Genomic DNA, 24,273 nt, shown 5'->3' with positions numbered 1-24,273 from the left:
GGCCCCCTGCGGCTGCCTGCCGTGCGCGGTCAGCGCTCCAGCCGGCCGTTGAACCGGCGCGGCAGCCCCTGCGGGTTGTCGTCGCGCAGTTCCGGCGGCAGGAGGGCCTGCGGGCTGTTCTGGTAGGCGACGGGACGCAGCCAGCGCTCGATGGCGGTGCCGCCGACCGAGGTGGAGGTGGAGGTCGTCGCCGGGTAGGGGCCACCGTGGTGCTGGGCCGGGGCGACCGCGACACCGGTCGGCCAGGCGTTGACGAGCACCCGGCCGGCGAGCGGGGTCAGCTCGCCGAGGATCTCCGCGCCCCGCCCCTGGCCCGCGCCCTCCTCCTCGGAGAGGTGGACGGTGGCGGTGAGGTTGCCGGGGAGGCGGGAGAGGACGGAGCGGACCTCGGCGTCGTCCTCGTAGCGGACCAGGACGGTGACCGGGCCGAAGCACTCCTCCAGGAGCAGGTCGTGCTCGCCGTCCGTGGCGAGCCTGCTCGCCGGGACGGTGAGGAAGCCGGCGCTGACGGTGTGCTCGCCGCCCGCGCCCGGCGTCACCGGGGACTCCACGTCGGGCAGCTGGGCCCGCTCGGCGACCCCGGCGACGAAGTTGTCGCGCATGCGGTGGTCGAGCAGGACACCGGCGTCGGTGTCACTGACGGCGTCGGTCAGGGACTTGACCAGGCGGTCGCCGGCCGCGCCCGCCGGGGCGAGGACGAGTCCCGGCTTCACGCAGAACTGGCCGACGCCGAGCGTCATCGATCCGGCGAGCCCGGCGCCGATCGCCTCGGCGCGCTCGGCGGCGGCGGCCTCCGTGACGAGGACCGGGTTCAGGGAGCCCAGCTCTCCGTGGAACGGGATGGGGACCGGGCGGGCGGCCGCCGCGTCGAAGAGGGCCCGGCCGCCGCGTACCGATCCGGTGAAGCCGGCCGCCGCGACCAGCGGGTGCCGGACCAGCTCGACGCCGGCCTCGAAGCCGTGCACCAGGCCGAGCACGCCCTCGGGGATGCCGTGCGGGGCTGCCGCCCGGCGCAGCACCTTGGCGACCAGCTCGGACAGGCCGGGGTGGTCGGGGTGGGCCTTGACGACCACGGGACAGCCGGCCGCGAGGGCGCTCGCGGTGTCGCCGCCGGGGACGGAGAAGGCGAAGGGGAAGTTGGAGGCCGAGTAGACGGCGACGACGCCCAGCGGAACCTTGTAGCGGCGCAGGTCCGGGACGGGCGGGGTCGCGGCGTCGTCGGGATGGTTGATGACGACGTCGAGGAAGGCCCCCTCGTCGACGATGTCGGCGAAGGCCCGCAACTGGTAACAGGTGCGGGCGAGTTCGCCGGTGAGGCGGACCGGGCCGAGAGCGGTCTCGGCATCGGCGACCTCGACGAGCGTGTCCTTGGCCGCCTCGAGCTCGTCGGCGGCCGAGCGCAGGAAGGCCGAGCGGACGGTGCGGTCGGCCAGCGCGCCCCGCGCCTCGTGGGCGGCCCGGACCGTGGCGTCCACCTCCTGGGCCGTGGCCTCCACCGCGACCTGTTCCCGCTGCTTCCCGGTTCGGGGGTCGACACTCCAGACTGGTGCTGCTGCCACCGCGAGTCCTTCCGCTTGACTGCCGCTTGCAATGCCGCAGTATGTACGTCGTCCACCAGGAGTGTTCGATATACTGAACGCTGTCTCTGATGATGAATAGGCTGTTGGAGACTATAACTTCAGCTCCTCGTCGAACGAAGGGTCAAGGGCATGTCGGCTGGCGAGACGGGCGGCGGCGCGCAGGTCAAGTCCGCGGTGCGGACCGTTGAACTGCTCGAGTACTTCGCCGGACGCCCCGGCATGCATTCCCTGGCGGCGGTCCAGGAGGCCGTCGGCTACCCCAAGTCGAGTCTCTACATGCTGCTGCGCACCCTTGTCGATCTCGGCTGGGTGGAGACGGACTCGACGGGCACGCGGTACGGCATCGGCGTGAGGGCCCTGCTCGTGGGCACGTCGTACATCGACGGGGACGAGGTCGTGGCGGCGGCCCGGCCCACGCTGGACCGGCTGTCGGACGACACCACGGAGACGATCCACCTCGCCCGGCTCGACGGCACCAACGTGGTGTATCTGGCCACCCGGCAGTCGCAGCACTATCTGCGCCCGTTCACCCGGGTCGGCCGCCGGCTGCCCGCGCACTCGACGTCGCTCGGCAAGGCGCTGCTGAGCACGTACACGGACGAGCAGGTGCGCAAGATGCTCCCGCAGACGCTGCCCGCCCTCACCGAGCACACGATCACCGACCGGGAGAAGCTCATCGAGGAGCTGTACCAGGTGCGGGAGCAGGGCATCGCGGTGGACCGCGAGGAGAACACACTGGGGCTGCGCTGCTTCGGTGTGGCGATCCCGTACCGCACCCCCGCGCGGGACGCGATAAGCTGCTCGGTGCCGGTCGCCCGGCTCACCCCCGCGCACGAGCAGATGGTCAAGGACGCGCTGTTCGACGCGCGCGACCGGCTGACGCTGGCCACCCGGAGGCTCTGACCGCGGTCGGCCCACAGGTCGCGCCGCGCGCGGTGCACGGCAGCGATCCGCCGGTCTTCCACCGGCGGTCGAACGACCCGGAGGCGCTGTGGAGGGCGGCCTTCACCGCCGGGGACCCGGCCGGGAGGCCTTCGAGACCCACTGGGCGCGCATCCGCACCACCACGCCGGACGCCGTCGTGCGCACGGTGCTGTACGACGGCGACGTGGTGGGCCACGCGGCGGTGTACGGGACGCCGGGCGAGCGCGAGGTGACGTACTGGGTGGACCGCGCGCACTGGGGCAGGGGCATCGCCACCGCCGCACCGCGCGGGCTGCCGGCCGAGCTCCCGCTGCACGCGCGCGTGGCCGCCGGCAACGCGGGGTCGCCGCGGGTGCTGGAGGCCGGCCCCGCCACGGTGAAGACCCATGTGGCACAGGTCCTGGCGAGGACCGGCACCCGGGACCGCACCCGGACCGTCATCGCGGCGTACGAGTCGGGCTTCCCGCGCGGTTCCTGAACGGCGTTTGCCGAACGCCCGGTTGCCCGGCACCGGATGCGTGCGACGAATTCGTCAAGGCACTGAACCTTTCCGGCCGGGCAGCCGTCTGATCAGGTGACGGGCCGCCCCTCCCCCCGGGGCGGCCCGTCGCCTTCCGCGGAAGCCGGTCCCGCCGCGCGTCCTAGGCCACACCCAGGATCTGCTCGATCGGGTCGATCGCGAAGTACACCACGAACAGCACCGAGGTCCCCCACAGCAGCCAGTGGATCTCCTTCGCCCTGCCCAGCACCGTCTGGATCAGCACGTAGGCGACGAAGCCGGCGCCGATGCCGTTGGTGATCGAGTAGGTGAACGGCATGACGGCGATGGTGAGGAAGGCCGGGACGGCTATGTCGTACCGGTCCCACGGGATGTGCCTGACCTGGGTCATCATCAGGAAGCCGACGGCGACCAGGGCGGGGGCCGCCGCCTGGAGCGGGACGATGGTCAGGACCGGGGTGAGGAACAGCGCCAGGGCGAACAGCCCGCCGGTGACCAGGTTGGCGAACCCGGTGCGGGCGCCCTCGCCCACTCCGGCCGCCGACTCGACGTAGGAGGTCGCCGAGGAGGAGGACGCGGCGCCGCCGGCGACGGCCGCGGCACCGTCGATGAGCAGCACCCGGCCGAGGTGGGGCACCTTGCCCTGCTCGTCCAGCAGCCCGGCCTCGGCGCTGACGCCGACGACCGTGCCCATGGTGTCGAAAAAGTCGGACAGCACCAGGGTGAACACCAGCAGGACGATGGTGATGACGCCGACCTGCCCGAAGGCGCCGAACAGGCTGAAGTCGCCGATGAGGCCGAAGTCGGGGGCGGCGACCACCGAGTCGGGCCACTCGGGCGTGGTCAGTCCCCAGGTGCGGACGTCGGCGAGGGCATTGATGACGAGGGCCACCAGGGTCATGACCACGATGCTGATCAGGATGGCGCCGCGCACCTTGCGGGCCAGCAGGGCGACGGTCAGGAGCACGCCCGTGCAGAAGACGAGCATCGGCCAGCCCGCGAGGGTGCCGGTGCCGCCCAGCTGGACCGGCACGGTGGTGTTCGCGGCGTCCGGGACACGGGTGACGAACCCGGCGTCGACGAAACCGATGAAGGCGACGAACAGGCCGATGCCGACGCCGATCGCCTGCTTCAGCGCCCGGGGGATGGCATGCATGACGGCCTCGCGCAGGCCGGTCACCACCAGCACGCAGATGAGCAGACCCTCCAGGACGATCAGGCCCATCGCGTCGTCCCAGCCCATCAACGGGGCGACCTGGAAGGCGACGACGGCGTTGAGCCCGAGCCCGGCGGCGAGCGCGAGGGGAAGGTTTCCGCCGACGCCCATGACGATCGTCATGACGGCGGCCACCAGGGCGGTGGCGGTGGTGAGCTGGACGGGGTCGAGCTGTTCGCCGAACTTGTCCTTCGCGCTGCCGAGGATCAGCGGGTTGAGGACGAGGATGTAGGCCATGGTGAAGAATGTGGCGAAACCGCCGCGTATCTCCCGGCCGACCGTGGAGTCGCGCGCCGAGATCTTGAAGAACCGGTCGACGCTGTTCCCCGCGGGGGGCCGGGAGTCCGGCTTGCCGGTCGGCTGTTGCGAGTCGGACATGGCGAACGCTCCTCGATACCTGGGTGGTTGCCGACCATCACTGGCGATGGCCGGTGCCTGGGTGGCATGCGTGCGGATGCTGGCTGGATTGTGCCCGCGCCGCACCGCGTTCAGGTGTGCTTCGTGTTACGGATTCGGGTGACGACCGGCCGTTCGCCGTTCGGCCCTCCAGACGGACCCACGGATGATCACTGCTACGCTCCGGAATCTCGCGCCCGGTCCGCTCCGGACGTTCACATGTCATCTACATGACACACACCGTCATATGCCGGGGCTCCTGGGCCCCGAACCCGCAGCAAGGGGAGGTGGCCCGTGGGCACACTCATCGACGACGCCGCCTCCACGGAGTTTCACGCCTTCTTCGAACGTCACTACGCCGAACTGTCGCGGCTGGCCGTCCTGCTGACGGGCGAGGCGGACATCGCCGACGACCTGGCGGCGGACGCCCTGCTGGCGTTGTGGCACCGCTGGGACCGGGTGCGCGCCGCCGACCACCCGGCGGCGTACGCGCGGGGCGTGGTCGCCAATCTGGCCCGCACCCGTATACGCAGCGCGGTGCGTGAGCGGCGCCGGATCGCCCTGTTCTGGTCGCAGCGCGAGGAACGGGCCGAGAACCCGGATGTCGCGGGGGTGGTGGACGTGCGGGAGGCGTTGCGTCGGCTGCCGTTCCGCAAGCGGGCGTGTGTGGTGCTGCGGCACGCCTTCGACCTGTCGGAGAAGGACACCGCGCTCGCCCTGGGCGTCTCGGTGGGTACGGTGAAGAGCCAGACCTCGAAGGGAATGGCCGAACTGCAGCGGCTGCTGGGCACGGCGGAGGTGCCGCGAAGGGTGCACGCCGCGGCGGGGCGCCCGGGGAAGCCCGCCGGCGAGGACACGGGAAGGGACCGATGACGATGCGGCGGGACGTGCACGACGAGCTGCGTGCCCGGCTGCACGAGGTGGCCGGGGAGCACGAGCCCGACCGGGAGCACATCCTGGCCCGGGTCGAGCGCGGCATGGCCCAGCCGGCCCGGCCCGACCGCCGGGCGGCCCGCCCGCCGGTGCTCGGATGGATCCGGGTGGCGGGCACGACGGCCGCGGTGGCCGGAGTCCTCGCGGTGGGCGGCTTCGCGGTCGCGTCCGTGGTCACCGACGGGGAACCTCCCGCGCAGCGGCAGGTGGCGGTCTCGCCGACACCAAAGCCCACACCGTCACCGGACGCGACGAGCCGGGCGCCCCTGCCTCCGGCGGAGCCGTCGACGGACACCTCGCAGGAGGCCGGCGAGCCGGGTTCGCCACCTGCCGGGACGCCGGGGACGGGAACGCCCACGACGGAGGCGCCCGGGACCGCTCGGCAGCCCCAGGGCGTCGAGGACGGGCCGTTGTGGTCGGACGGCTCGGTGGACCGGCACAGCAACGAGTTCTGGGCACAGAGCAACGTCACCCTGAAGACCACCGAACGGCTGACCGCGCTCACCGTGGAACTGCGGATCGCACAGACCGGCGGGGTCTCCTCCACGGGGGCCTGGCGTTCCCTGCCCGAGAGGGACTTCAGCCTGACGACCGACGAGCGGGACGGCTTCGTCGTCCACACCTGGACCCTCAGGAAGGGCCGCACGGTCGCGCCGGGCGAGTGGGTCTTCGCGGGGCAGTACGACCACGCACGCGGCGGCCGGGACGCCAAGGCCGACACGTACACCGCGACGGCTGCCACCGGCTCCGAACAGCTCCTGGTGGGCGGCGACTTCGCGGCTCAGGACGACTGACCTGCGGGGAAAGTCCCTGCGTTCGCCCGCGGGGCGGCGACGGCCGAGAAGAAGCCGAAAAAAATCCTCTCGTCGCGGCAACCCTTCCCCACCGTGCGGCAACCAAGAGGCGAAACGATTCTCCTCACGCAAGGAACAAGCATGACTGCACGAGCCGAACAGCCCGTCTCCCACCGCCGCCGGACCGGCAGGAAGCGGGCGGTGATCGCCGGAGTCTCCGCGCTCGGCGTCACGGGTGCGGCGATCTTCACCTCGACGATGCTGTCCACCGCGAGCGCCGCCTCCTCGTGGCCCTCGGACACCGGCAGCAAGCCGGCGTCGAAGACCATCCCGGTCTCCGGGGTTCTCGACGGCGGCATGAAGAAGTACTACGGTACCGGCGCCCTGGGAGGCGACGGCCAGGACGAGGGCCAGGACCCGATCTTCGAGCTGGCCGACGGTGCCACGCTCAAGAACGTCATCATCGGCACCCCGGCCGCCGACGGCGTGCACTGCAAGGGCAGTTGCACGCTGCAGAACGTGTGGTGGCTGGACGTCGGTGAGGACGCCGCCAGCTTCAAGGGCAAGTCGTCCTCGGCGCAGTACAAGGTGATCGGCGGCGGCGCGAGGAAGGCCGACGACAAGGTGCTGCAGTTCAACGGTGCCGGGACACTGACGGTGAGCGGCTTCCAGGTCGAGGACTTCGGCAAGCTGGTGCGCTCCTGCGGCAACTGCGGGACGCAGTACAAGCGCACGATCGTGCTGAAGGACATCGACCTGACGGCCCCCGGCAAGTCGATCGTCGGCATCAACACCAACTACGGGGACACCGCCACGCTGTCGCAGATCCGCATCCACGGGGACAGCGGGAAGAAGATGAAGACCTGCACCCGCTACCAGGGCAACAACACGGGCAAGGAGCCGAAGGACCTCGGCTCCGGCGCCGACGGGAAGTACTGCAAGTTCTCGGACTCGGACGTCACCTACAAGTGACGCCGCCGGCCCCGTGACCGGGGCCGGGCTGCGGTGACGCCCGGCTCCCGTCCGGGCGGCCGCCACGACGCCCCCGCCGGGTGACCCCGGCGGGGGCGTCCCGTCTCCGTCTCCCGGGGAGCACCGGCGAAAACCGGCGAAAGCTTTCGACCCCGCCGGCCCGTCCGCCCGGTTGACGGTGCCTCACCCGCCGGTGACACTCCGAGGGCCGATTGCAACAGAATCCCTCACACCCCCACAGGAAGTGCCATGGGTCCCCAGTCCGCGCGCACGCTTGTGCCCCACCGCCCATGGGCCGTCGCAGCCTTCCCGGCCCTTCTTCTCGCCCTGCTGTCCTCGCTGCTCGCCGCGCCGCCCAGCGCGGCGGGGTCCGGAGCCCCACCCGTGCCCAAGGCCGCCTACACCGGCTATCTCTTCGCCTACTTCACCGGCGAGGGCACCGCCGACGGCGAGCAGATCCGCTACGCCCTCAGCCGCGGCAACAACGCGCTGAGCTGGCGCGAACTGAACGGCGGGCAGCCGGTGCTGACCTCCACGACCGGCGAGAAGGGCCTGCGCGATCCGTTCGTGATCCGCTCCCCCGAGGGAGACCGGTTCTTCCTCATCGCGACCGACCTCAGGATGTACCGGAACAGCAGCGGCAGCTGGGACGAGGTCCAGCGGCACGGCAGTAGGTCGATCATGGTGTGGGAGTCCACCGACCTGGTGAACTGGACCGACCAGCGCCTGGTTCGGGTCTCCCCCGACACCGCGGGCAACACCTGGGCGCCCGAGGCCTACTGGGACGCGTCACGGAACGCGTATGTCGTCTTCTGGGCGTCCAAGCTGTACGCGGCCGACGACCCCGGTCACACCGGGTCGACGTACAACAGGATGTTGTACGCGACCACACGGGACTTCCGCACCTTCAGCGAGCCGAAGGTCTGGAACGACCCCGGCTACTCGGTGATCGACTCCACGGTGGTCGAGCACCGGGGCACCTACTACCGGTACACCAAGGACGAGCGCGACCCGTCCTCCGGCTCCCCGTGCTCGAAGTTCATCACCGGTGAGAAGTCGGCGGACCTGACCTCGACGGCGTACACCTTCGTCGCCGACTGCATCGGCAGCGGGGCGATGAGCCGGGGCGAGGGGCCGACGGTGTTCAAGTCCAACACCGAGGAGAAGTGGTACCTGTTCATCGACGAGTACGGCGGCCGGGGCTACCTCCCCTTCGAGACGACCGACCTCGCCTCGGGCCGCTGGACCCCGTCCAGCGCCTACCGGCTGCCCGCCAGCCCTCGGCACGGCACGGTGATCCCGGTGACGCGGGCGGAGTACAACCGGCTGCTGGCCGCGTACCCGTAGGAGTCCGGGCCGGCCGCCGTCACAGGACGGAGGTGAGCCAGGCGTGGACCTCGTCCTGCATCGCGCCGTCGAAGACGTGGCCGCGGTCCGGCCACGTCTTCAGGCGCAGTCGGTGACCGGCGTCCTGTGAACGCCATACGGTACGCAGTCGGCTGTATGCGGTCCGCACCCCCTCGGCGGGGAAGAGCGGGTCGAGCCCGCCGTGGAAGAACAGCATCGGCCGGGGTGCGGCGATGCTCGCCACGTCGGGGAGGTCCAGGTGCCGGGTGAGGCCGGGGTGGAGCATGTGGAAGGCCGACTGTCCGCGCAGGGTGTTGTTGCCGGGCACCATCATGCCCTTCAGGCCGGTCATCCAGCACACGCTCGCCGCGGCCGCGATGTGGTCGCTGAGCGCGGCCGCCTGCCAGGCCCGGTAGCCGCCCATCGAGAAGCCCAGGGCGGCCACCCGGCGGGCGTCCACCCTCTCGAGGCCGGCCAGGAAGGCGGCGGCGCGCTGGTCCTCGCGGGCGTGGAGTCCGGCGAGCGAGGAGCCGAGGTGGAAGAGGTTGCTCGCCAGTTCCTGCTGCCGCTCGTAGGCCAACGGCCCCCGCTCGCCCCAGCCGAGGGCGTCCAGGCAGAGCACGACGTAGCCGCGCCGGGCGAGTTCGTCGCCGACGAAGCGTCCGCCGAAGTGCCGTGCGGCCCACTGCTCGGCGGAGGCGAGACGGGTGCCGGTGTGGTCGTACCAGGGCCGGACGCACTTCTCCTTGCCGATGTCGAAGCGGGAGCCGTGGTCGTGCAGGAGCAGCACGGCCGGGAAGGGGCCGGTGCCGTACGGGGTGAGCAGGGCGCCGCGGACCCTGCCGTACCGGGTGAGTGAGAGCTCCACGGACTCGCGGGTGCAGCCGTCCCCTCGGGGGCCCGCGGTGAACTCGGGCGCGTACGGGGTGTCCGCCTGGTCGTCGACGACGAGCAGGTCCTCGACCTTGTCCCGGGCCGCCCGTCGCCACGCGTCGAAGTCCCGGACGGGTGAGGTGCCCCAGGCGAGGGGGAACGTCAGGTCGTCCTTGAGCGCCCGGTGGAGGCCGGGCGGGCCCGGAGCAGGAAGGGGTGCGCGGTCGGAGGTCACCTTCCGGCCGGCCGGGGGTGCCAGTCGCCGAGGTAGGTCCCGGGGGTGTGGGCGGCGGCCTGGGCCCGGGTGAGCCGGGGCCGGTTCTCCGGGACGGTGACCACGGCGCCGGGACCGCTGTTGCGGTACTCGGCGAAACGCTGGTCCTGCCAGGGGTGGCCGCCGGCCATGTTGGTGTAGGGCGCGACCGCGTCGATGCCGGGGCCGAGGTGGGTGTCGCGGACGGTGAGCATCGGGCGGGCGGTGGTGTCGGAGCTGGGCACCCAGGGGCGGGCCAGCTTGTAGTAGCCGTCGGGCGCCTCGCTGCTGATCCTGCTCTTCGTGACGAGGTAGCCGCGCGGGTTGGCGCCGGCCGTGGAGGGGGCGAAGACGAAGCCGTACGGGGCGCCGGTCAGGTCCGGGCGGACCAGGGTGCGGAAGTGGCAGTGCTCGAAGACGGCGGTCGCCCGGCCGAAGACGAAGTCGACGTCGCCCTCGGCGTAGCAGTGGGAGAAGTACTGGCGGGCGAAGGTGTCCAGGGAGAGGGAGTCGGCGTACAGGGTGTCCTGGTGGCCGAGGAACCGGCAGTGGGTGAAGGCACTGCGGTCGCCCTGCACCTTGAGGGCGACGGCCTGGGTGCCGCCGGTGCCGGGGAGGTCGGTGCGCAGCCAGTCGTTGGCGAAGGTGATCCACCGGGCGGTGAAGCCGTCGGGGCGCACGGTGGTGGTCGCGGAGCCGGAGGTGCCGTAGGTGCCGGAGCCGTCCGGCTTCGGGGTGCCGGCCGCGTTGTCGTACACGATGACCACGTCGCGCGGGTTGTGCGAGGCACCTATCCAGGTCATGCCGGTGCGGTCGGCGTCGACGGAGACCGTCTCGCGGTAGGTGCCGGGGGCCAGGACGAGGACGCGTCCGGTGCCGGTCGCGGCGGTCACGGCCGCCTGGACGGAGGTGAAGTCGCCGGCCCCGCCGGGGTGGACGTACAGGGTCTTCGGGGTCAGGCGGTCGGCCGGCGAGCCGTACCGGCCGAACGGGCGGCGCGGGTGACCGGTCGCCTGCGCGGCCTGCGCGGCCTGCGCGGCCTGCGCGGGGGCGGCGGCCAGGGCGAGCGCGGTGGCGGTGGCGGTGGCGGCACCCGCGAGCAGGAGACCTCGTCGGGAGACGGGTGCGGACATGCGCGGGGAGGACGGCAGCGGACGGCCGTGGGGCGAGGACATGCGGATGCTCCTTCGGTACGGGACCGGGCGGGCCGGGGCGGCGGACGAGGCAGGCGGGACGGACGGCAGCAGGCGGGACGGACCGGGGCGGACCGGGGCGGGCGCGCGCCACAGTGGGGGTGGTACGCGCCCGCCCCGGCGTCAGGGGTGCGCGGGGCAGGGGGTCAGCGCAGGCGGCCCGCTCCCGCACCGTGCTTGACCAGCGCCGGGACCGCCCGCACCCGGTCGACGTCGGCGCGCAGGGTGGGTGTCCAGCCGGCGCCGGACCGGAGGGTCTCCCCGGGGATCTCCGCGTTGTGCACGGCGATCAGGTCGACCCGCTTGCCGTTGACGAGGTTGTTCCCGGCGGTGAGCGGCGAGTCGTTCCACCGCTTGAGGATCTTCCCCGGAGTGACGCCCGCCGCCAGGGTGAACGCGTTGTGCTCGGCGACGAGCTGGGACTCCTTGCCGATGCCGAAGCTGTAGGAGAAGCCCCGTTCCGCCACGAAGTGGTTGTTGTAGACGTCGACCTGTCCGAAGCGGACGCGCGGCGCGCGCTCGACCAGCTTCGAGAACAGGTTGTGGTGGAAGGTCGCCTTCAGCTTGCCCCGGTCGCCGACGGCCGTGGACTCGCTGTCGCTGTTGCCGATCAGGATCGTCTTGTCGTGCTCGGTGAAGACGTTCCAGGAGGCGGTGACGTAGTTGGCGCCGCGGACGATGTCCAGCTCGCCGTCGTGCTGCTGGTACAGCATCCCGAAGTGGGTGGGGGCGGCGCTGTCGGGGTGCTCGCCGTCGGTGAAGGTGTTGTGGTCCAGCCAGACGTGGGTGGAGTTGTACACGACGGCGGTGTCGTACTCGGAGTTCCAGTTGCCCCGGTCGCCGTCGGTCGGGTCCCACTGCGGGAAGCAGTCGAGGGGGCTCTCGAGGGTGAGGTTGCGGACGATGACGTTGTCGACGTCCTTGATCTGCAGGCTGGCGCCCTTGAACCCGGCGTTCCTTCCGATGCCGATGATCGTGGTGTTGGCGGGGACGTTCGCCTTGATCTCGGTGTTCTGGTTCGCGGCCGAGGTCCTGCGCAGGCCCTCGGGGCTGTCGTCGCTCTCGTCGCTCAGGTCCTGTTCCAGGCCCCAGGTCTCGGGCGCGTACTTCTCCAGGTAGGCGTCGAAGTCGTAGCCGGGGGCGGCGAGCGAGTCGCAGCCCCCGGAGACCGCGTCGACGGTCCCCCGCACCTTGATGATCTTCGGTGCGCTGCCGCCGTCCGCCAGGGCCGCCTTGAACCCGGCCCAGTCGCTGACGGTGTAGACGTGCTCGGGTGCGGCGCCGGCGCCTCCGGTGGTGCCGGTGCCGTGGGACGCCCAGCCGTCGTTCGCGCCGAGGGTCTGCCGGGCGGGGTCGCGGTGCTTGCCGGGGCGATCGCCGTGGTGGTGGCCGTGGGCCTGGGCGCCGGTGCCGGTCAGGGCCAGTACGAGGGCGGTGCAGCCGGCCAGCGTGACGGTCTTCGCTATGGCATGCGCATGCCATGTCGGTCTGTTCATGGTGCGGCTCCCTTTTTCTCGTTCGGTCGGTCAGGTGGGGGTGACGGCGTCCGGCCAGGTGATCCAGGACTCGGGGATCACGTCGTTCAGCCGGCGCACGTCCCTCGGCCCGAGCACCCGGGTGCGCAGCAGCTCCCGGGCGGCCAGCCGCGCCACGGCGATCGCGCCGGGCGGGTTGAAGTGCGTGTTGTCCTGCTCGGTCGCCGTCCAGTTGAAGTACTTCTTGGTCTCCTCGACGCCGAGCTCCTGCCACAGCGCCAGCGACAGGGCCTGGGTGTCGAGCAGCGCGACCCGCTCCGCCCGCGCCAGCGCGCGCATCGCCGCCGGATAGTCGCCGTGGCTCGGCACGGCGGCACCGTCCGCGTCGAACCTCCGGCGTTCCACGGCGGTGGCCAGCACGGGCCGCGCCCCGCGGGCCCTGGCCCCGTCGACGTACAGCCGCAGGTAGTCCTGGTACGTCGTCCAGGGCTCGGTGTGGCGGGCCGGGTCGGTGGCCTTCTCGTCGTTGTGCGCGAACTGGATCAGCAGGAGGTCACCGGGCCGGACGACGGCGAGGATCGCGTCCAGCCGCCCCTCGTCGACGAAGCTCTTCGAACTCCGTCCGTTCACGGCGTGATTGGCGACGTCGAGGCCGGGGCGCAGCAGGAAGGGGAGCGCCATGCCCCATCCGGTCTCGGGGGCGGCGTCGGCGTATTTCCGGGCCGCGGTGGAGTCCCCGGCGATGTACAGGGTGCGGGGGCGGGGGCGCCCGGGGGCGGCCCGGGCCGTACCGGTCACGGCGAGGGCGAGGGGAAGGCCGAGACCGGCGGCGGAAACCTGTCTGCGAGTGAGCGACACAAGCCTGTGCCTTTCAGCAAGGGTCCGGGAGTGCGCCGTGCGGGGCGCGGGACTGTACCTGTGTGCGTGGCCGCACCGGGTGGGCGCGGCCGGCCGCGGAGGCGGCCCGTGGCCCGGAAGGGACGGGCCGCCCCCGCGGTATTACCGGGTACCGGGTACCGGGTACCGGATCCAGCGGTCCTGTCGGCGGTCGAGCGCCGCTCAGGCCATCTGCTCCTGCCACTCGGCCTGGGCCTCGTTCAGCTGCTCGGCCAGGGTGTCGAGGAAGTCCTTGGCACTCATGTCCCCGAGCAGCACCTTCTGGAAGCTGGGCTCGTTGTCGGCCTTGGAGATGGTGTTCCAGTCGGGCAGGTAGTACGGCAGCTGGACGATCGTCGTCGACCCGTCGCTCAGCGCGTCCGCGGCCAGCTTCGTCGGCTCCGCCTTCTGGATCCAGTCGTCCTTGGCGGCGTCGAGGTTGGCCGGCACCTGCCCGGCGGACTCGTTGAACTTCGAGTTGGCCTCGGCCGAGGTGGCGTACTCGATGAACTTCCAGGCGGCGTCCTTGTTCTTGGAGCTCTGGAACACGCCGAGCCCGTCGACCGGGTTGGAGACCTGGACGCGGGCCCCGTCGGGTCCGGTCGGCTGCGGGATGCCCCGGAACTTGTCGGCGCCGAGCGCCTTCACGTGGTCCTGGTACGAGCCGAGGTTGTGGTTGAGCATGCCGATGGTGCCCGAGTCCCACTGCGCGACCATCTTGGTGAAGTCGTTGTTCAGGTCGGCGGCGGGAGTGGCCTTCTTGAACAGGCCCGCGTACTTCTCCAGGGCCTCGACGTTCTTCGGGTCGTTGACCGTGGTCTTCTCTCCGGTGGAGTCCCAGAACGTGGTGATGCCGGACTGGCCGTACATCGCGTCCAGGGCCTGGGCGATGGAGCCGGCGCCACCGCGGATGGTGTAGCCGAACTCGTTCTCGCCCTTGTTGCTGAGCTTGTCCGCGGCCTCGAAGAAGCGGTCCCAGGTGGTCGGCTCCTCGAGACCCGCCGCCTCGAACAGGTCGGTGCGGTAGTAGAGGACGCCGTTGTTCGCGGAGGTCGGGATCGAGTACAACTTGTCGTCACCGCCGCCGGCGGCGCGCAGCGACTCGACCATGTCCTTGTTCAGCTTGCCGTCGAGGGACGACCCGCCCAGCCGGTCGTCCAGCGGGTCGAGCGCCTTCTGGGCGGCGAAGCCCGCGAGCATCGCCGCGCCGACACCGCCGACGTCCGGCAGGCCGCCGCCCTGGATGGCGGTGTCGACCTTGGACTGGTACTCGGTGGAGGCGATCCCGACGTACTCGACCTCGATGTCCGGGTTGGCCTTCTCGAAGCCGGCGATGATCTCCTTCCAGATGTCGGTGCGGATACCGCCGTTGTTGTCCCAGAAGGTGATCTTGCCCGTGCCGCTGCCTTCGGCACCCCCGTCGCCGCCCGCGCCACTGCCGTCGTCGCCGCAGGCGGTGACGGTCAGCGCGAGTACGGCGCCCAGGGCGACGGCTGCCGACGTCCGGCGCCTGCCCGTGCTGCTGCTTCTGCGATTGCTGATCTTCATTGGTCGGCTCTCTTCTGCTTCTGGTTCTTCTGGTTCCAACGGGACTTTCTGCACTTGCTGGACTTGCTGGACTGCGTGTGGGGGGCGTACGGGGGCCGGTGGTTACGCGGGGCTGATCCTGAACTGCGTGAAGGTCGCCGTCCCGGCGTGCCCCTGGCCCGTCGGGGCGAGGGCGGTCAGGCCGAGCAGGGCGCCGACCCAGCGCCACGGGGTGGCGGCGAAGACCTGACCGGAGGGACGGAAGCCGTCCCCGGTGTCGTACGAGAAGCGGCAGCGGGCTTGGGGACCGGCCTCGATCCGCAGCCGGGCCCGGCCCTCGGGGGCGAGCCGGGGGTGGCCGGCGTCGCGTTCGCTCTCGGCGACCGTCTCGGCGAACCGGTGCACGAGGTGTGCCGTGCCGTCCGCGCCACGCTGGAGTCCGATCCAGGCGTAGGCGTCCCCGAGGACGGCGAGGCCCGCCCGTGCTCCGGCCTCCTCGCTGTCGAGCCGCAGTTCCACCTCGACGGTGCACGGGGTGCCGGGCAGCCGCTGGGTGAGGATGTTCGGCAGTGTGCGCAGGTCGTGCGCGTCGGCGGTACGGACGCAGGTCAGCCGCAGGCCGTCGGCGGAGTGCTGGGTGGCCCAGCCGTCCTGGGTGTTGGCCGTCCACTGCCACTGACGGCCGTGCCGGCCGCCGGGGAAGTCGTCGTCGGTGGCGGGCGCGGCGGCGGGCTGGGGGGGCAGGTCCGGGCGTCGGTGCTCGGCGACGGGGGCGCCGTCGTCCCCGATCACCGGCCAGCCTCCCCCGCTCCCGCCTTCGCTCGGACGGGAGGTGTCCCCCGCAGGGCCCCAGCGCATCGGCTGGAGGTGCACGACCCTGCCGTACGCGCCGCGCTGCTGGAAGTGCAGGAACCAGTCCTCACCGGACGCGGTGCGCACCCAGCCGCCCTGGTGGGGCCCGTTGACGTCGGTGTCCCGCTGTTCCAGGACGACCTTCTCCTCGTACGGGCCGAAGAAGTCGCGCGACCGGAAGGCGCCCTGCCAGCCGGTCTCCACTCCCCCGGCGGGCGCCAGGATCCAGAACCATCCCTCGTGCCGGTAGAGCTTGGGCCCCTCCAGGGTGAACCAGCCGGGGATGCGGTCGGCGTCGACGATCACCTTGCCCTCGTCGAGGAGTTCGGTGCCGTGCGGGTGCATACGGTGGCCGGTGAGCCGGTTCTTGATGCCGGAACGGGACCTCGCCCAGGCGTGCACGAGGTACGCCTCGCCGGTCTCCTCGTCCCACAGCGGGCACGGGTCGATCAGGCCCTTGCCCGCCTTCACCAGGTGGGGGCGGGTCCAAGGGCCCCGGATCTCGGGGGCGTTGACCTGGAAGATGCCCTGGTCGGGGTCGCCCCAGAAGATCCAGAAGCGGTCGTCGTGGTGGCGCAGGGAGGGCGCCCAGACCCCGCAGTCGTGCCGGGGCACCGCGAACTCGCCCTCGGGTTCGAGGCGTTGCAGCGCGTGACCGACGAGCGTCCAGTTGACCAGGTCGCGGGAGTGCAGCAGCGGCAGTCCGGGGACGCGGCCGAAGCTGGAGGCGGTCAGGTAGAAGTCGTCGCCGACGCGGATCACGTCCGGGTCGGACCAGTCGGCGTCGAGCACCGGGTTGCGGTAGGTGGGGTCCGTCGGCGGGGCGCTCACAGGCTCACCGCCTTGCGGACCAGGGCGGCGGCGGCGTCCCTGCCGAGGCGGCCGTCGGCGACGACGGTGACGACGCGGCGGACCACCGTCTCCCCGGGCGGGACGGGCAGCCGTGCGTCGTGGGCGAGGGAGGAACCGACGCCGGGGTACTCGGCGGTGCGCACGAACCAGGGGTCACGGCGGGTCGCCTCGGTGGCACCGGCGAACACCAGCGTCCAGTCGGCGCCGGCCAGGGCCAGCCAGTCGGCCCGCCGCCCGTGCACCGCGGCCTCGCCCTCGGCCAGGGCGGTGAAGACGTCCGGCTCGCTCCCCTCCTTGCGTGCCCGCCAGAAGAAGCCTCCGTAGGCGGCGCCGGGGCGGCCGTTGGTGGCCGGGCTGCCGACGGAGAGCGGGGCCTTGGTGACGTTGGTGAGGGAGAAGGTGAAGTCCAGCGCCCAGGCGGTGTCGGTGAGTTCGGTGGCGGCGACGGTACGGCGCTCCCGCAGCAGCTCGCCGGGGGCGGCGGTCCAGCGCAGCTCCTCCACGAAGCCGTCGGGGTCCCGGAGCTGGAAACCGGAGTGCCGCTGGGAGCCGTGGTTGTCCAGCTCGGTCGGGCCCCGGTCACGGACGTAGGTGCGCCCGCCCCAGAAGTTGTGCCCCTCGACGTCGGGAACGGCGACACCGACGCCGAGGTGGTGGATGTGGTCCGCGGGCGACAGTTCGGTGACCGTCGTGCCGGCCAGGGTGGTGACGGGGTGCAGATACGGGCGCGGGGAGAGCCTCGGGGTCAGCTCGGGCCGGGTGACGTACCGGCCGACCGGCCGGCCCGCGACGCGCAGGATCGCAAAGTCGTCGCTGGTCATCGGGTGCTCACCTCTTTCGGCGGGTGCGGTGCGGACTGGTGTCCGGACCGCGGTGCGGACGGTTCCTCGGACTGCCGTACGGACTCGGGTGCGTCCTGCCGTGCGGGCAGGGCCCAGGAGGCGCCGAGTTCGGAGTAGAGGGACAGGGTGTCGGCGGCGGCCGCGACGAGGCCGTCGACGCCGGGGACGACACGACGGTTCTCGCCGGGGACGTGGTGCCAGGCGCCGGCGGGCAGCGGGGCGGGGTCGGGGGCCCGCCGGATCGCCTCGACGACCTTCATGAAGGCGCCCGTCCCGTCCGGCGTGACGAGCAGCGGGGCGCCGGTGACGAGGTGGTCGACGAGGTTCTCCAGCAGGTCGGTCCGGCCGAAGCGGAGTTCCTCGGGGCCGTGGCCCGCACGCTGGACCAGGACGCGGTCCTGCTTGTACCAGAAGGTGATCCGGCCTCTGGTGCCGTGCACGAGGACGTACGGCTCGTCGGCCCGCTCGGCGCACAGGGTCGCGGCGACGGTGACCGGCCGGCCCTGGGCGGTGGTGACGCGGACGCAGGAGGTGTCGTCGGACTCGATGTCGTTGGCACGCAGCAGCTCGGTCTCGATGCCGGTGACGTCCTCGGCACGGGTGCTGCCGGCCAGCGCCAGGGCGGTGGCGACGGCGTGGGCGAGCGGGTTGGTCAGCGCCCCGTCGATCACGTCGACGCCGTTCAGCCGGCGCCGGCCCGCCCAGGGGGCCCGCCGGAAGTAGTCCTCCGGGCGCACCCAGGCCCCGGCGCCGCCGATGCCGGTCGGCCGGCCGATGGCACCGTCGGCGACCAGTGCGCGGATGGCGGGCACGGCGTGCGAGCCCAGCGACTGGAAGCCGATCTGGCAGGCGATCCCGGCCGCGGCGACCCCGTCGGCCATCCGCCGGTACTCGGCGTAGGACGGCGCCGGCGGCTTCTCCAGCAGGAGGTGCACGCCCCGTTCGGCGGCGGCGAGGGCAAGGTCGGTGTGGGTGTGGATCGGGGTGCAGACGACCGCGATCCGGGCCCCGGTGGACTCCAGCAGGGCGCCGAAGTCGGCGGACTGCTCGGGCGGTTCGCCCCCGGGGCCGCCGTCCCCGAACTCGTCCTCGGTGAGCGGGGTGAGCTCGCAGATGCCGGCCAGCCGGACGAGTCCGTCCTCCTGGAGCCTGCGGATGTTCGCCAGGTGCCAGCGGCCGTGGCCGCGGGCACCGGCGAGCACGACGGGCAGCGGCTCGGACAGCGGCTCGGGCCGGGGCGTGGCGCCGGACGGAGCCTCGGGGGCGGCCCGAGGTGCGGCCTCGGGTGCGGTCATCCCTTCACCGCCCCCGCGCTGAACCCGGTGATCAGCCACTTCTGGATGAAGGCGAACACGATCACGACGGGCACGGCCGCGATGATGCCGCCCGCGGCGAGGGCGCCGAGGTCGACGCTGTCCGCGCTCATCAGGGTGTTCAGACCGACGGGGATGGTCTGCTTCTCCTGGTTGTTGAGGAACATCAGGGCGAACAGGAAGTGGTTCCAGGAGTGGACGAAGGCGAAGGAGCCGACGGCGATCAGTCCGGGCCGCAGCAGCGGCAGGACGACCATCCTGAACGCCTGCATCCTGCTGCACCCGTCGACCCAGGCGGCCTCCTCCAGCGAGTACGGCACGTTCTTGATGAAGTTGCTGATCAGGATCATCGACAACGGCAGCTGGAAGACCGTCTCGGCGATGATGACGCTGACCAGCGAGTTGATCATCTGCAGTCCGGCGAAGATCTCGAACAGCGGGACCAGGAGCAGCGCGCCGGGCACGAACTGGGAGCACAGCAGGGCGAGCATGAAGACCCGCTTGACGCGGAAGTCGAACCGGGCGAGCGCGTAGCCGCCGGCCAGGGCGACCAGCGTCGTCGTGATCAGGGTGGCGACGCCGACGAGCACACTGTTCTGGAAGAAGGTGCCGAAGGCCCGGTCCGTCCACACCTTCTCGAAGTGGACGGTGGTCATCGGCCAGGGCACCAGCGAGGTCGAGCCCGCCGGGCGCAGGGCGAAGAGCAGGATCCAGTAGAAGGGGATGAGGGTGAACAGGAGGTAGATGCCCAGGGGGAGGTAGATGTGCCAGCGGGGCACCTCGTCCCAGGCACGGTGCTTCTTCCTCGCGGGGCGGCTCGGCGGCTCGGCGGCGGAGCGCGCGGGGGCGGGGGCGGCCGGGGAGGCCTCTTTGGTGATCACTTGTTTTCGCCTCCGAACTTGCTCAGCCGCAGATAGACGATCGAGCAGAAGAGCAGAATCACGAACGCGACCGTGGTGAGGGCCGACGCGTAGCCGAAGTTGTGGGCGTCGACGCTGGTGTTGGCGATGTACAGCGGGAGCGTCGTGGTCACGCCGGCCGGTCCGCCGCCGGTCAGGGTGTAGAGCAGGTCGACGTTGTTGAACTCCCACACCGCGCGCAGCAGCGTGGACAGGATGATGGCGTCCTTGAGGTGGGGCAGCGTGATGTATCTGAACTGCTGGAAGCGGCTGGCCCCGTCGACCTCGGCGGCCTCGTACAGGTCCTTGGAGACGGACTGGAGGTCGGCGAGGATGAGGATGGCGAAGAAGGGGACCCCGCGCCACAGGTCGGCGACGACCACCGCCGAGAAGACGGTGGAGGTGTCCGAGAGCCAGCTGGTGCCGTAGTCGCCGACGCCCATGTCGGCGAGGTACCGGGTGATGCCGGTCTGGGAGTTGTAGAGGAGCACCCAGATCGCCGAGGTCAGCACGCCGGAGACGGCCCACGGGGAGAAGACCAGGGCGCGGCCGATGCTCCGGCCGACGAAGGTCTGGTTGACGATGAGCGCCAGCGCGAGCCCGAACATCAGCTGGAGGCCGACCTCGACGACGACCCACTTGGCGCTGAAGACCAGCGTGTCCCAGAACAGCGGGTCCTCGGTGAAGAGGTGGACGAAGTTGTCGAAGCCCGCGTAGCCGTTCCGCCACGGCTTGGTGGGGTTGTAGTTCTGCAGGCTGTAGTAGAAGACGCTGATGACCGGATAGGCGATGAAGCCCAGCATGAGCAGGACTGCCGGGGCGATCAGCAGGTAGGGCAGTCTGCGGGGCGTGGCGGAGGCACGGCGCCGCCTCGGTGGCGTGGGCGGTTTCGCCACGGCTGCGGCTTGGGCCATGACTGTTCTCCGTTTCTCGGTGTACGTCGTGCGTGCGATGCGGGGGTGAAGCGCTTTCTTCTCAGGTCTGCGGGTGTTCACGCGGTCCGGGGCCGGACCGTGCTGTGCCGTGCTGTGCGGGGAGGGTGCTCGCGGTCAGCCCGCGTAGGGGTCCTGCACCGTGCCCGGCCGGGCGAGGAACTCGAAGTCGCAGCCGGTGTCGGCCTGGGTGATCTGCTCGTTGTAGAGCGCGCCGTATCCGCGCTCGTACCGCGCCGGCGGGGGCGTCCATGCGGCCCTGCGCCGTTCCAGCTCCTCGTCGTCGACCTCGAGCCGGAGCAGCCGGCGTTCGACGTCGAGGGTGATCAGGTCCCCGGTGCGTACGAGGGCCAGCGGTCCGCCGACGTACGACTCGGGGGCGATGTGCAGCACGCAGGTGCCGTAGCTCGTGCCGCTCATCCGGGCGTCGGAGATCCGCACCATGTCCCGGACCCCCTGCTTGAGCAGGTGGTCGGGGAGGGGCAGCATGCCGTACTCGGGCATGCCGGGCCCGCCCTTGGGACCGGAGTTGCGCAGCACCAGCACATGGTCGGCGGTGATGCCCAGGTCCGGGTCGTTGATGGTGCGCTGCATCTGCTTGTAGTCGTCGAAGACGACGGCGGGGCCGGTGTGCCTGAGCAGGTGCGGTTCGGCGGCGATGTGCTTGATGACGGCCCCGTCGGGGCAGAGGTTGCCGCGCAGGACGGCGAGACCGCCCTCGTCGGCGACGGGCTTGTCCCGGGGCCGGATGACGTCGTCGTGGTGCACCTGCGCGCCGGCGATCTGTTCGCGCAGGGTGTCGTGGGAGACGGTGGGCCGGTCCAGGTGGAGCAGGTCCTCGATCCGGGAGAGGAACCCGGGCAGACCGCCCGCGAAGTGGAAGTCCTCCATCAGGTACGTCTGTCCGCCGGGCCGTACGTTGGCGAGCACCGGGACGGTGCGGGCGATGCGGTCGAAGTCGTCGAGGGTGAGACGGACACCCGCGCGGCCGGCCATGGCGATCAGGTGGATCACGGCGTTCGTGGAGCCGCCCAGGCCGAGGACGGTCGTCACCGCGTCCTCGAAGGCGTCCGCGGTGAGGATGTCACTCAGTTTCCGGTCGCGGTGGACCAGTTCGACGATGCGCAGGCCCGCCGCGGCGGCCATCCGGTCGTGGCCGGAGTCGACGGCGGGAATGCTGGAGGCGCCCGGGACCGTGACGCCGAGGGCCTCGGCGGCGGCGGTCAGTGTGGACGCCGTGCCCATGGTCATGCAGTGGCCGGGCGAGCGGGCCAGGCCGCTCTCCAGTTCCTGCATCTCGCAGTCGCCGATGACCCCGGCCCGCTTGTCGTCCCAGTACTTCCACATGTCGGTGCCGGAACCGAGCACTTCGCCCCGCCAGTGCCCCGGCAGCATGGGCCCGGCCGGCACGAACACCGTCGGCAGGTCGACGCTGGCCGCGCCCATGAGCAGGGCGGGCGTGGACTTGTCGCAGCCGCCCATCAGCACGGCCCCGTCGACCGGGTAGGAGCGCAGCAGCTCCTCGGTCTCCATGGCGAGGAGGTTGCGGTAGAGCATCGGGGTCGGCTTCTGGAAGGTCTCGCTGAGCGTGGAGACCGGGAACTCGAGCGGGAAGCCGCCCGCCTGCCACACCCCGCGCTTCACGGCCTGCGCGCGGTCGCGCAGATGGACGTGGCAGGGGTTGATGTCGGACCAGGTGTTGAGGATCGCGACGACGGGCTTGCCCAGGTGCTCCTCGGGCAGGTAGCCGAGCTGACGGGTGCGGGCGCGGTGGCTGAAGGAGCGCAGCCCGTCCGTGCCGTACCACTGGTGGCTGCGCAGTTCCTCGGGCCGCTTCTTCGGTGTGCTCGCCGGTGTGTTCACACGGACCACCCCGCGGCTATCGCGGCGACCTCGGCCCGCTCGTCCTCGGGCAGCGGCCTGCTCGGCGGGCGGACCTCGCGGCGGCACAGGCCGAGGGAGGCGAGGGCCTCCTTGACGACGGTGACGTTGTTGGCGGAGCCGTTGGCTGCGCGCAGTTCCTCGAAGCGGCGGATCTGCTCCCAGACCTTCATGGCGGTCGCGTAGTCACCCGATCTGAGTGCCCCGATCATGTTGAGCGACACCGACGGGGCGACGTTGACCAGGCCGGAGGTGAAGCCGGTGGCGCCCGCCGAGAAGTAGGAGGGTGCGTACGGCTCGGCGAGCCCGGCGACCCACACGAACCGCTCGATGCCGGCGTCCCGCGCGAAGGCGGCGAACTTCGCCGCGTCCGGCACGGCGTACTTCACACCGATGACGTTGGGGCAGGTGTCGGCGAGTTCGGCGAGGCGGGCGCCGGTGAGCTGGGCGTTGCGGATGTAGGGGACGACACCCAGGCCGGGCACGGCCTCGGCGATGGCGCGGTGGTAGTCGACCCAGCCGCTCTGGGAGACGTAGGGGTGAACGGGCTGGTGCACCATCACCATCCGCGCGCCGAGGTCACGGGCGTGCCGTGCGGAGGCGACGGCGGTCGGCACGTCGTGTCCCACGCCTACCAGGACGGACGAACCGTCGCCGGTCTCCTCGAGGGTCAGCTCGGTGACCGTGCGCCGCTCCTCGGGGGTGAGGGCGTAGAACTCGCCGGTGTTGCCGTTGGGCGTCAGGGTGGTGATGCCGGCGTCGAGGAGGCGGCGCAGCAGGGCCCGGTATCCGGCCGGGTCGACGGAGCCGTCCTCGGCGAACGGGGTCACCGGGATCGCCACCACGTCGGCCAGGGCCGCCCGCTGGGTCTCGAACGTCGTCGTCATGCCTGACCGTCCTCTTTCTGGGCTGCCGGGGCGGCCGTGGCTTCGGGGTTGTCCGTGGTTTCGAGAATGTCCTGGGCTCCCCGGATCCCCAGGCCTTCCTCGACTCCGAGTTCCGCGCCGGGGAAGGCCCGTCGCACGAAGGAGGCGATGTGCGCGTGCAGGGCGCGCGCCGCGCCGGCCGCGTCGCCGGCCAGGGCGAGCCGCAGGATCTCGCGGTGCTCGCTCGCCTCCCGCTCCCAGGAGGGGTCCGCGGCCCAGGCCACGGCCGAGACGAGTGCGGCCTGGTCGCGGACCTCGTCGAGCATCCGGCTGAGCAGCGGGTTGCCGCACGGCAGGTACAGGGCGCGGTGGAACTCGCGGTTGGTCAGGGAGCGTTCGGCGGTGTCGGTGGCCTCGTCGGCCCGCGCCAGCGCGTCGCGGGCGGCGTCCAGGGAGGCACCTCGGCGGACGGCGCGCCGCAGCGCCTCCGGTTCGAGGAGGAGCCGCACGTCGTAGACCTCGCGTGCCATGTCCGCGTCGACCATGCGCACCGTGACGCCCTTGTACTGGCTCATCACGACCAGTCCGGTGCCGGCGAGGGTCTTGAGCGCCTCCCGCACCGGGGTCTTCGACACCCCGAACTGCGCGGCGAGTTCGGTCTCGACCAGAGCCTGGCCCGGCGTGAGCCGGCCGGTGAGGATGCGTCGTTTGATCTCTTCCAGCACGTACTGCGTGCGGGAGGGGATCGGCATGGGCACAGAGGTCATGCGCGCCTCTCGGAATCTCGCGTATCGCGTCTCATATATGACGTACGAAGTACGACGCGATGAAACTAGGAGCGGCCCGGAGTTTCGTCAATGCTTCTGACGAAGGAAGTTCAGGTTTCCGTCGCCGGGCGCACACGCCGGCCGGATGCACGCGGCGGCCGGACACCCGTCCTGCCCGGATGCACGCGGCGGCCGGGCACCCGTCCTGCCC

19 protein-coding genes and 2 pseudogenes are annotated in these 24,273 nt (G+C 71.6%); 6 read left to right on the top strand and 15 right to left on the bottom strand.

Going from position 1 to position 24,273, the window contains the following annotated elements; all coding sequences use genetic code 11:
• Positions 1-29: 29 nt before the first annotated feature.
• Positions 30-1,559 (bottom strand): aldehyde dehydrogenase (NADP(+)), encoded by a 1,530-nt coding sequence (locus ACFWVE_RS30765; RefSeq protein WP_384021074.1) that lies wholly within the window; start codon positions 1,557-1,559, stop codon positions 30-32.
• 150 nt (positions 1,560-1,709) lie between these two features.
• Between ACFWVE_RS30765 and ACFWVE_RS30760 the strand changes: the two genes are divergently transcribed.
• On the top strand, positions 1,710-2,483 hold the full coding sequence (locus ACFWVE_RS30760) for an IclR family transcriptional regulator (protein WP_384021071.1): 774 nt from the start codon (positions 1,710-1,712) through the stop codon (positions 2,481-2,483).
• Positions 2,480-2,982 (top strand): annotated as a pseudogene (locus tag ACFWVE_RS30755) (GNAT family N-acetyltransferase). The gene ACFWVE_RS30760 and the pseudogene ACFWVE_RS30755 overlap by 4 nt, the downstream one beginning before the upstream one ends.
• Positions 2,983-3,145: 163 nt before the next feature.
• On the opposite strand, the gene ACFWVE_RS30750 reads toward ACFWVE_RS30755, so the two are convergent.
• A complete protein-coding gene (locus ACFWVE_RS30750; protein WP_384021068.1) occupies positions 3,146-4,597 on the bottom strand; it encodes an NCS2 family permease in 1,452 nt (483 codons plus the stop codon).
• 312 nt (positions 4,598-4,909) lie between these two features.
• Here ACFWVE_RS30750 and ACFWVE_RS30745 point away from each other — a divergent pair, with 312 nt between their 5' ends.
• The 4 genes and pseudogenes from ACFWVE_RS30745 to ACFWVE_RS30730 all read left to right on the top strand — a co-directional run.
• Positions 4,910-5,488: a SigE family RNA polymerase sigma factor gene (locus tag ACFWVE_RS30745; protein ID WP_384021065.1), complete on the top strand. Its 579-nt coding sequence runs from the start codon at positions 4,910-4,912 to the stop codon at positions 5,486-5,488.
• Positions 5,485-6,342: a hypothetical protein gene (locus ACFWVE_RS30740; protein WP_384021062.1), complete on the top strand. Its 858-nt coding sequence runs from the start codon at positions 5,485-5,487 to the stop codon at positions 6,340-6,342. The genes ACFWVE_RS30745 and ACFWVE_RS30740 overlap by 4 nt, the downstream gene beginning before the upstream one ends.
• A gap of 141 nt (positions 6,343-6,483) precedes the next feature.
• Positions 6,484-7,314 carry a pectate lyase gene (locus ACFWVE_RS30735; protein ID WP_384021059.1) on the top strand — a complete coding sequence of 277 codons (831 nt, stop codon included), beginning with the start codon at positions 6,484-6,486 and terminating at the stop codon, positions 7,312-7,314.
• A 249-nt stretch (positions 7,315-7,563) separates the two neighbouring features.
• Positions 7,564-8,658, top strand: a pseudogene (locus tag ACFWVE_RS30730) (glycoside hydrolase family 43 protein); the annotation flags it as partial.
• A gap of 22 nt (positions 8,659-8,680) precedes the next feature.
• Here the strand turns inward: ACFWVE_RS30730 and ACFWVE_RS30725 are convergent.
• From ACFWVE_RS30725 to ACFWVE_RS30665, 13 genes are all read right to left on the bottom strand, one after another.
• Positions 8,681-9,769 carry a dienelactone hydrolase family protein gene (locus ACFWVE_RS30725; RefSeq protein ID WP_384021056.1) on the bottom strand — a complete coding sequence of 363 codons (1,089 nt, stop codon included), beginning with the start codon at positions 9,767-9,769 and terminating at the stop codon, positions 8,681-8,683.
• The gene (locus tag ACFWVE_RS30720) at positions 9,766-10,920 is read right to left on the bottom strand and encodes a pectinesterase family protein (RefSeq protein ID WP_384021077.1); all 1,155 of its coding nucleotides are present in this window, start codon (positions 10,918-10,920) and stop codon (positions 9,766-9,768) included. Before ACFWVE_RS30720 ends, ACFWVE_RS30725 begins: the two co-directional genes overlap by 4 nt.
• A gap of 206 nt (positions 10,921-11,126) precedes the next feature.
• Complete coding sequence (locus ACFWVE_RS30715) at positions 11,127-12,476, bottom strand: polysaccharide lyase family 1 protein (protein WP_384021052.1); 1,350 nt, start codon at positions 12,474-12,476, stop codon at positions 11,127-11,129.
• Positions 12,477-12,506: 30 nt separating this feature from the next.
• Positions 12,507-13,313: a rhamnogalacturonan acetylesterase gene (locus tag ACFWVE_RS30710; RefSeq protein WP_384021050.1), complete on the bottom strand. Its 807-nt coding sequence runs from the start codon at positions 13,311-13,313 to the stop codon at positions 12,507-12,509.
• A gap of 201 nt (positions 13,314-13,514) precedes the next feature.
• On the bottom strand, positions 13,515-14,879 hold the full coding sequence (locus tag ACFWVE_RS30705; protein WP_384021047.1) for an ABC transporter substrate-binding protein: 1,365 nt from the start codon (positions 14,877-14,879) through the stop codon (positions 13,515-13,517).
• 102 nt (positions 14,880-14,981) lie between these two features.
• Positions 14,982-16,541 (bottom strand): family 43 glycosylhydrolase, encoded by a 1,560-nt coding sequence (locus tag ACFWVE_RS30700; protein WP_384021044.1) that lies wholly within the window; start codon positions 16,539-16,541, stop codon positions 14,982-14,984.
• Entirely contained in the window at positions 16,538-17,383 is an 846-nt protein-coding gene (locus tag ACFWVE_RS30695; protein WP_384021041.1) for a PmoA family protein, read from the bottom strand. Before ACFWVE_RS30695 ends, ACFWVE_RS30700 begins: the two co-directional genes overlap by 4 nt.
• Positions 17,380-18,699: a Gfo/Idh/MocA family protein gene (locus ACFWVE_RS30690; protein WP_384021038.1), complete on the bottom strand. Its 1,320-nt coding sequence runs from the start codon at positions 18,697-18,699 to the stop codon at positions 17,380-17,382. The genes ACFWVE_RS30695 and ACFWVE_RS30690 overlap by 4 nt, the downstream gene beginning before the upstream one ends.
• On the bottom strand, positions 18,696-19,598 hold the full coding sequence (locus tag ACFWVE_RS30685; RefSeq protein WP_384021035.1) for a carbohydrate ABC transporter permease: 903 nt from the start codon (positions 19,596-19,598) through the stop codon (positions 18,696-18,698). Before ACFWVE_RS30685 ends, ACFWVE_RS30690 begins: the two co-directional genes overlap by 4 nt.
• A complete protein-coding gene (locus ACFWVE_RS30680; protein ID WP_384021032.1) occupies positions 19,595-20,530 on the bottom strand; it encodes a carbohydrate ABC transporter permease in 936 nt (311 codons plus the stop codon). Before ACFWVE_RS30680 ends, ACFWVE_RS30685 begins: the two co-directional genes overlap by 4 nt.
• A gap of 135 nt (positions 20,531-20,665) precedes the next feature.
• A complete protein-coding gene (gene araD, locus ACFWVE_RS30675) occupies positions 20,666-22,411 on the bottom strand; it encodes an L-arabinonate dehydratase (protein WP_384021029.1) in 1,746 nt (581 codons plus the stop codon).
• The gene (locus ACFWVE_RS30670) at positions 22,408-23,316 is read right to left on the bottom strand and encodes a dihydrodipicolinate synthase family protein (protein WP_384021026.1); all 909 of its coding nucleotides are present in this window, start codon (positions 23,314-23,316) and stop codon (positions 22,408-22,410) included. The genes araD and ACFWVE_RS30670 overlap by 4 nt, the downstream gene beginning before the upstream one ends.
• Positions 23,313-24,062: a GntR family transcriptional regulator gene (locus tag ACFWVE_RS30665; protein ID WP_384021023.1), complete on the bottom strand. Its 750-nt coding sequence runs from the start codon at positions 24,060-24,062 to the stop codon at positions 23,313-23,315. Before ACFWVE_RS30665 ends, ACFWVE_RS30670 begins: the two co-directional genes overlap by 4 nt.
• Between the last annotated feature and the right edge of the window lie 211 nt (positions 24,063-24,273).

This window comes from Streptomyces sp. NPDC058632, from assembly GCF_042717095.1.
GTDB lineage: Bacteria > Actinomycetota > Actinomycetes > Streptomycetales > Streptomycetaceae > Streptomyces.
The sequence above is the reverse complement of the archived record's forward strand: the minus strand, read 5'-3'. Positions and strand labels throughout refer to the sequence as shown.

Coding starts and splice junctions, on each gene's coding strand:
- ACFWVE_RS30760 (WP_384021071.1), top strand. CDS start 1,710: ATGTCGGCTGGCGAGACGGGCGGCGGCGCGCAGGTCAAGTCCGCGGTG.
- ACFWVE_RS30750 (WP_384021068.1), bottom strand. CDS start 4,597: ATGTCCGACTCGCAACAGCCGACCGGCAAGCCGGACTCCCGGCCCCCC.
- ACFWVE_RS30740 (WP_384021062.1), top strand. CDS start 5,485: ATGACGATGCGGCGGGACGTGCACGACGAGCTGCGTGCCCGGCTGCAC.
- ACFWVE_RS30735 (WP_384021059.1), top strand. CDS start 6,484: ATGACTGCACGAGCCGAACAGCCCGTCTCCCACCGCCGCCGGACCGGC.
- ACFWVE_RS30720 (WP_384021077.1), bottom strand. CDS start 10,920: ATGTCCGCACCCGTCTCCCGACGAGGTCTCCTGCTCGCGGGTGCCGCC.
- ACFWVE_RS30715 (WP_384021052.1), bottom strand. CDS start 12,476: ATGAACAGACCGACATGGCATGCGCATGCCATAGCGAAGACCGTCACG.
- ACFWVE_RS30705 (WP_384021047.1), bottom strand. CDS start 14,879: ATGAAGATCAGCAATCGCAGAAGCAGCAGCACGGGCAGGCGCCGGACG.
- ACFWVE_RS30695 (WP_384021041.1), bottom strand. CDS start 17,383: ATGACCAGCGACGACTTTGCGATCCTGCGCGTCGCGGGCCGGCCGGTC.
- ACFWVE_RS30690 (WP_384021038.1), bottom strand. CDS start 18,699: ATGACCGCACCCGAGGCCGCACCTCGGGCCGCCCCCGAGGCTCCGTCC.
- ACFWVE_RS30680 (WP_384021032.1), bottom strand. CDS start 20,530: ATGGCCCAAGCCGCAGCCGTGGCGAAACCGCCCACGCCACCGAGGCGG.
- ACFWVE_RS30670 (WP_384021026.1), bottom strand. CDS start 23,316: ATGACGACGACGTTCGAGACCCAGCGGGCGGCCCTGGCCGACGTGGTG.
- ACFWVE_RS30665 (WP_384021023.1), bottom strand. CDS start 24,062: ATGACCTCTGTGCCCATGCCGATCCCCTCCCGCACGCAGTACGTGCTG.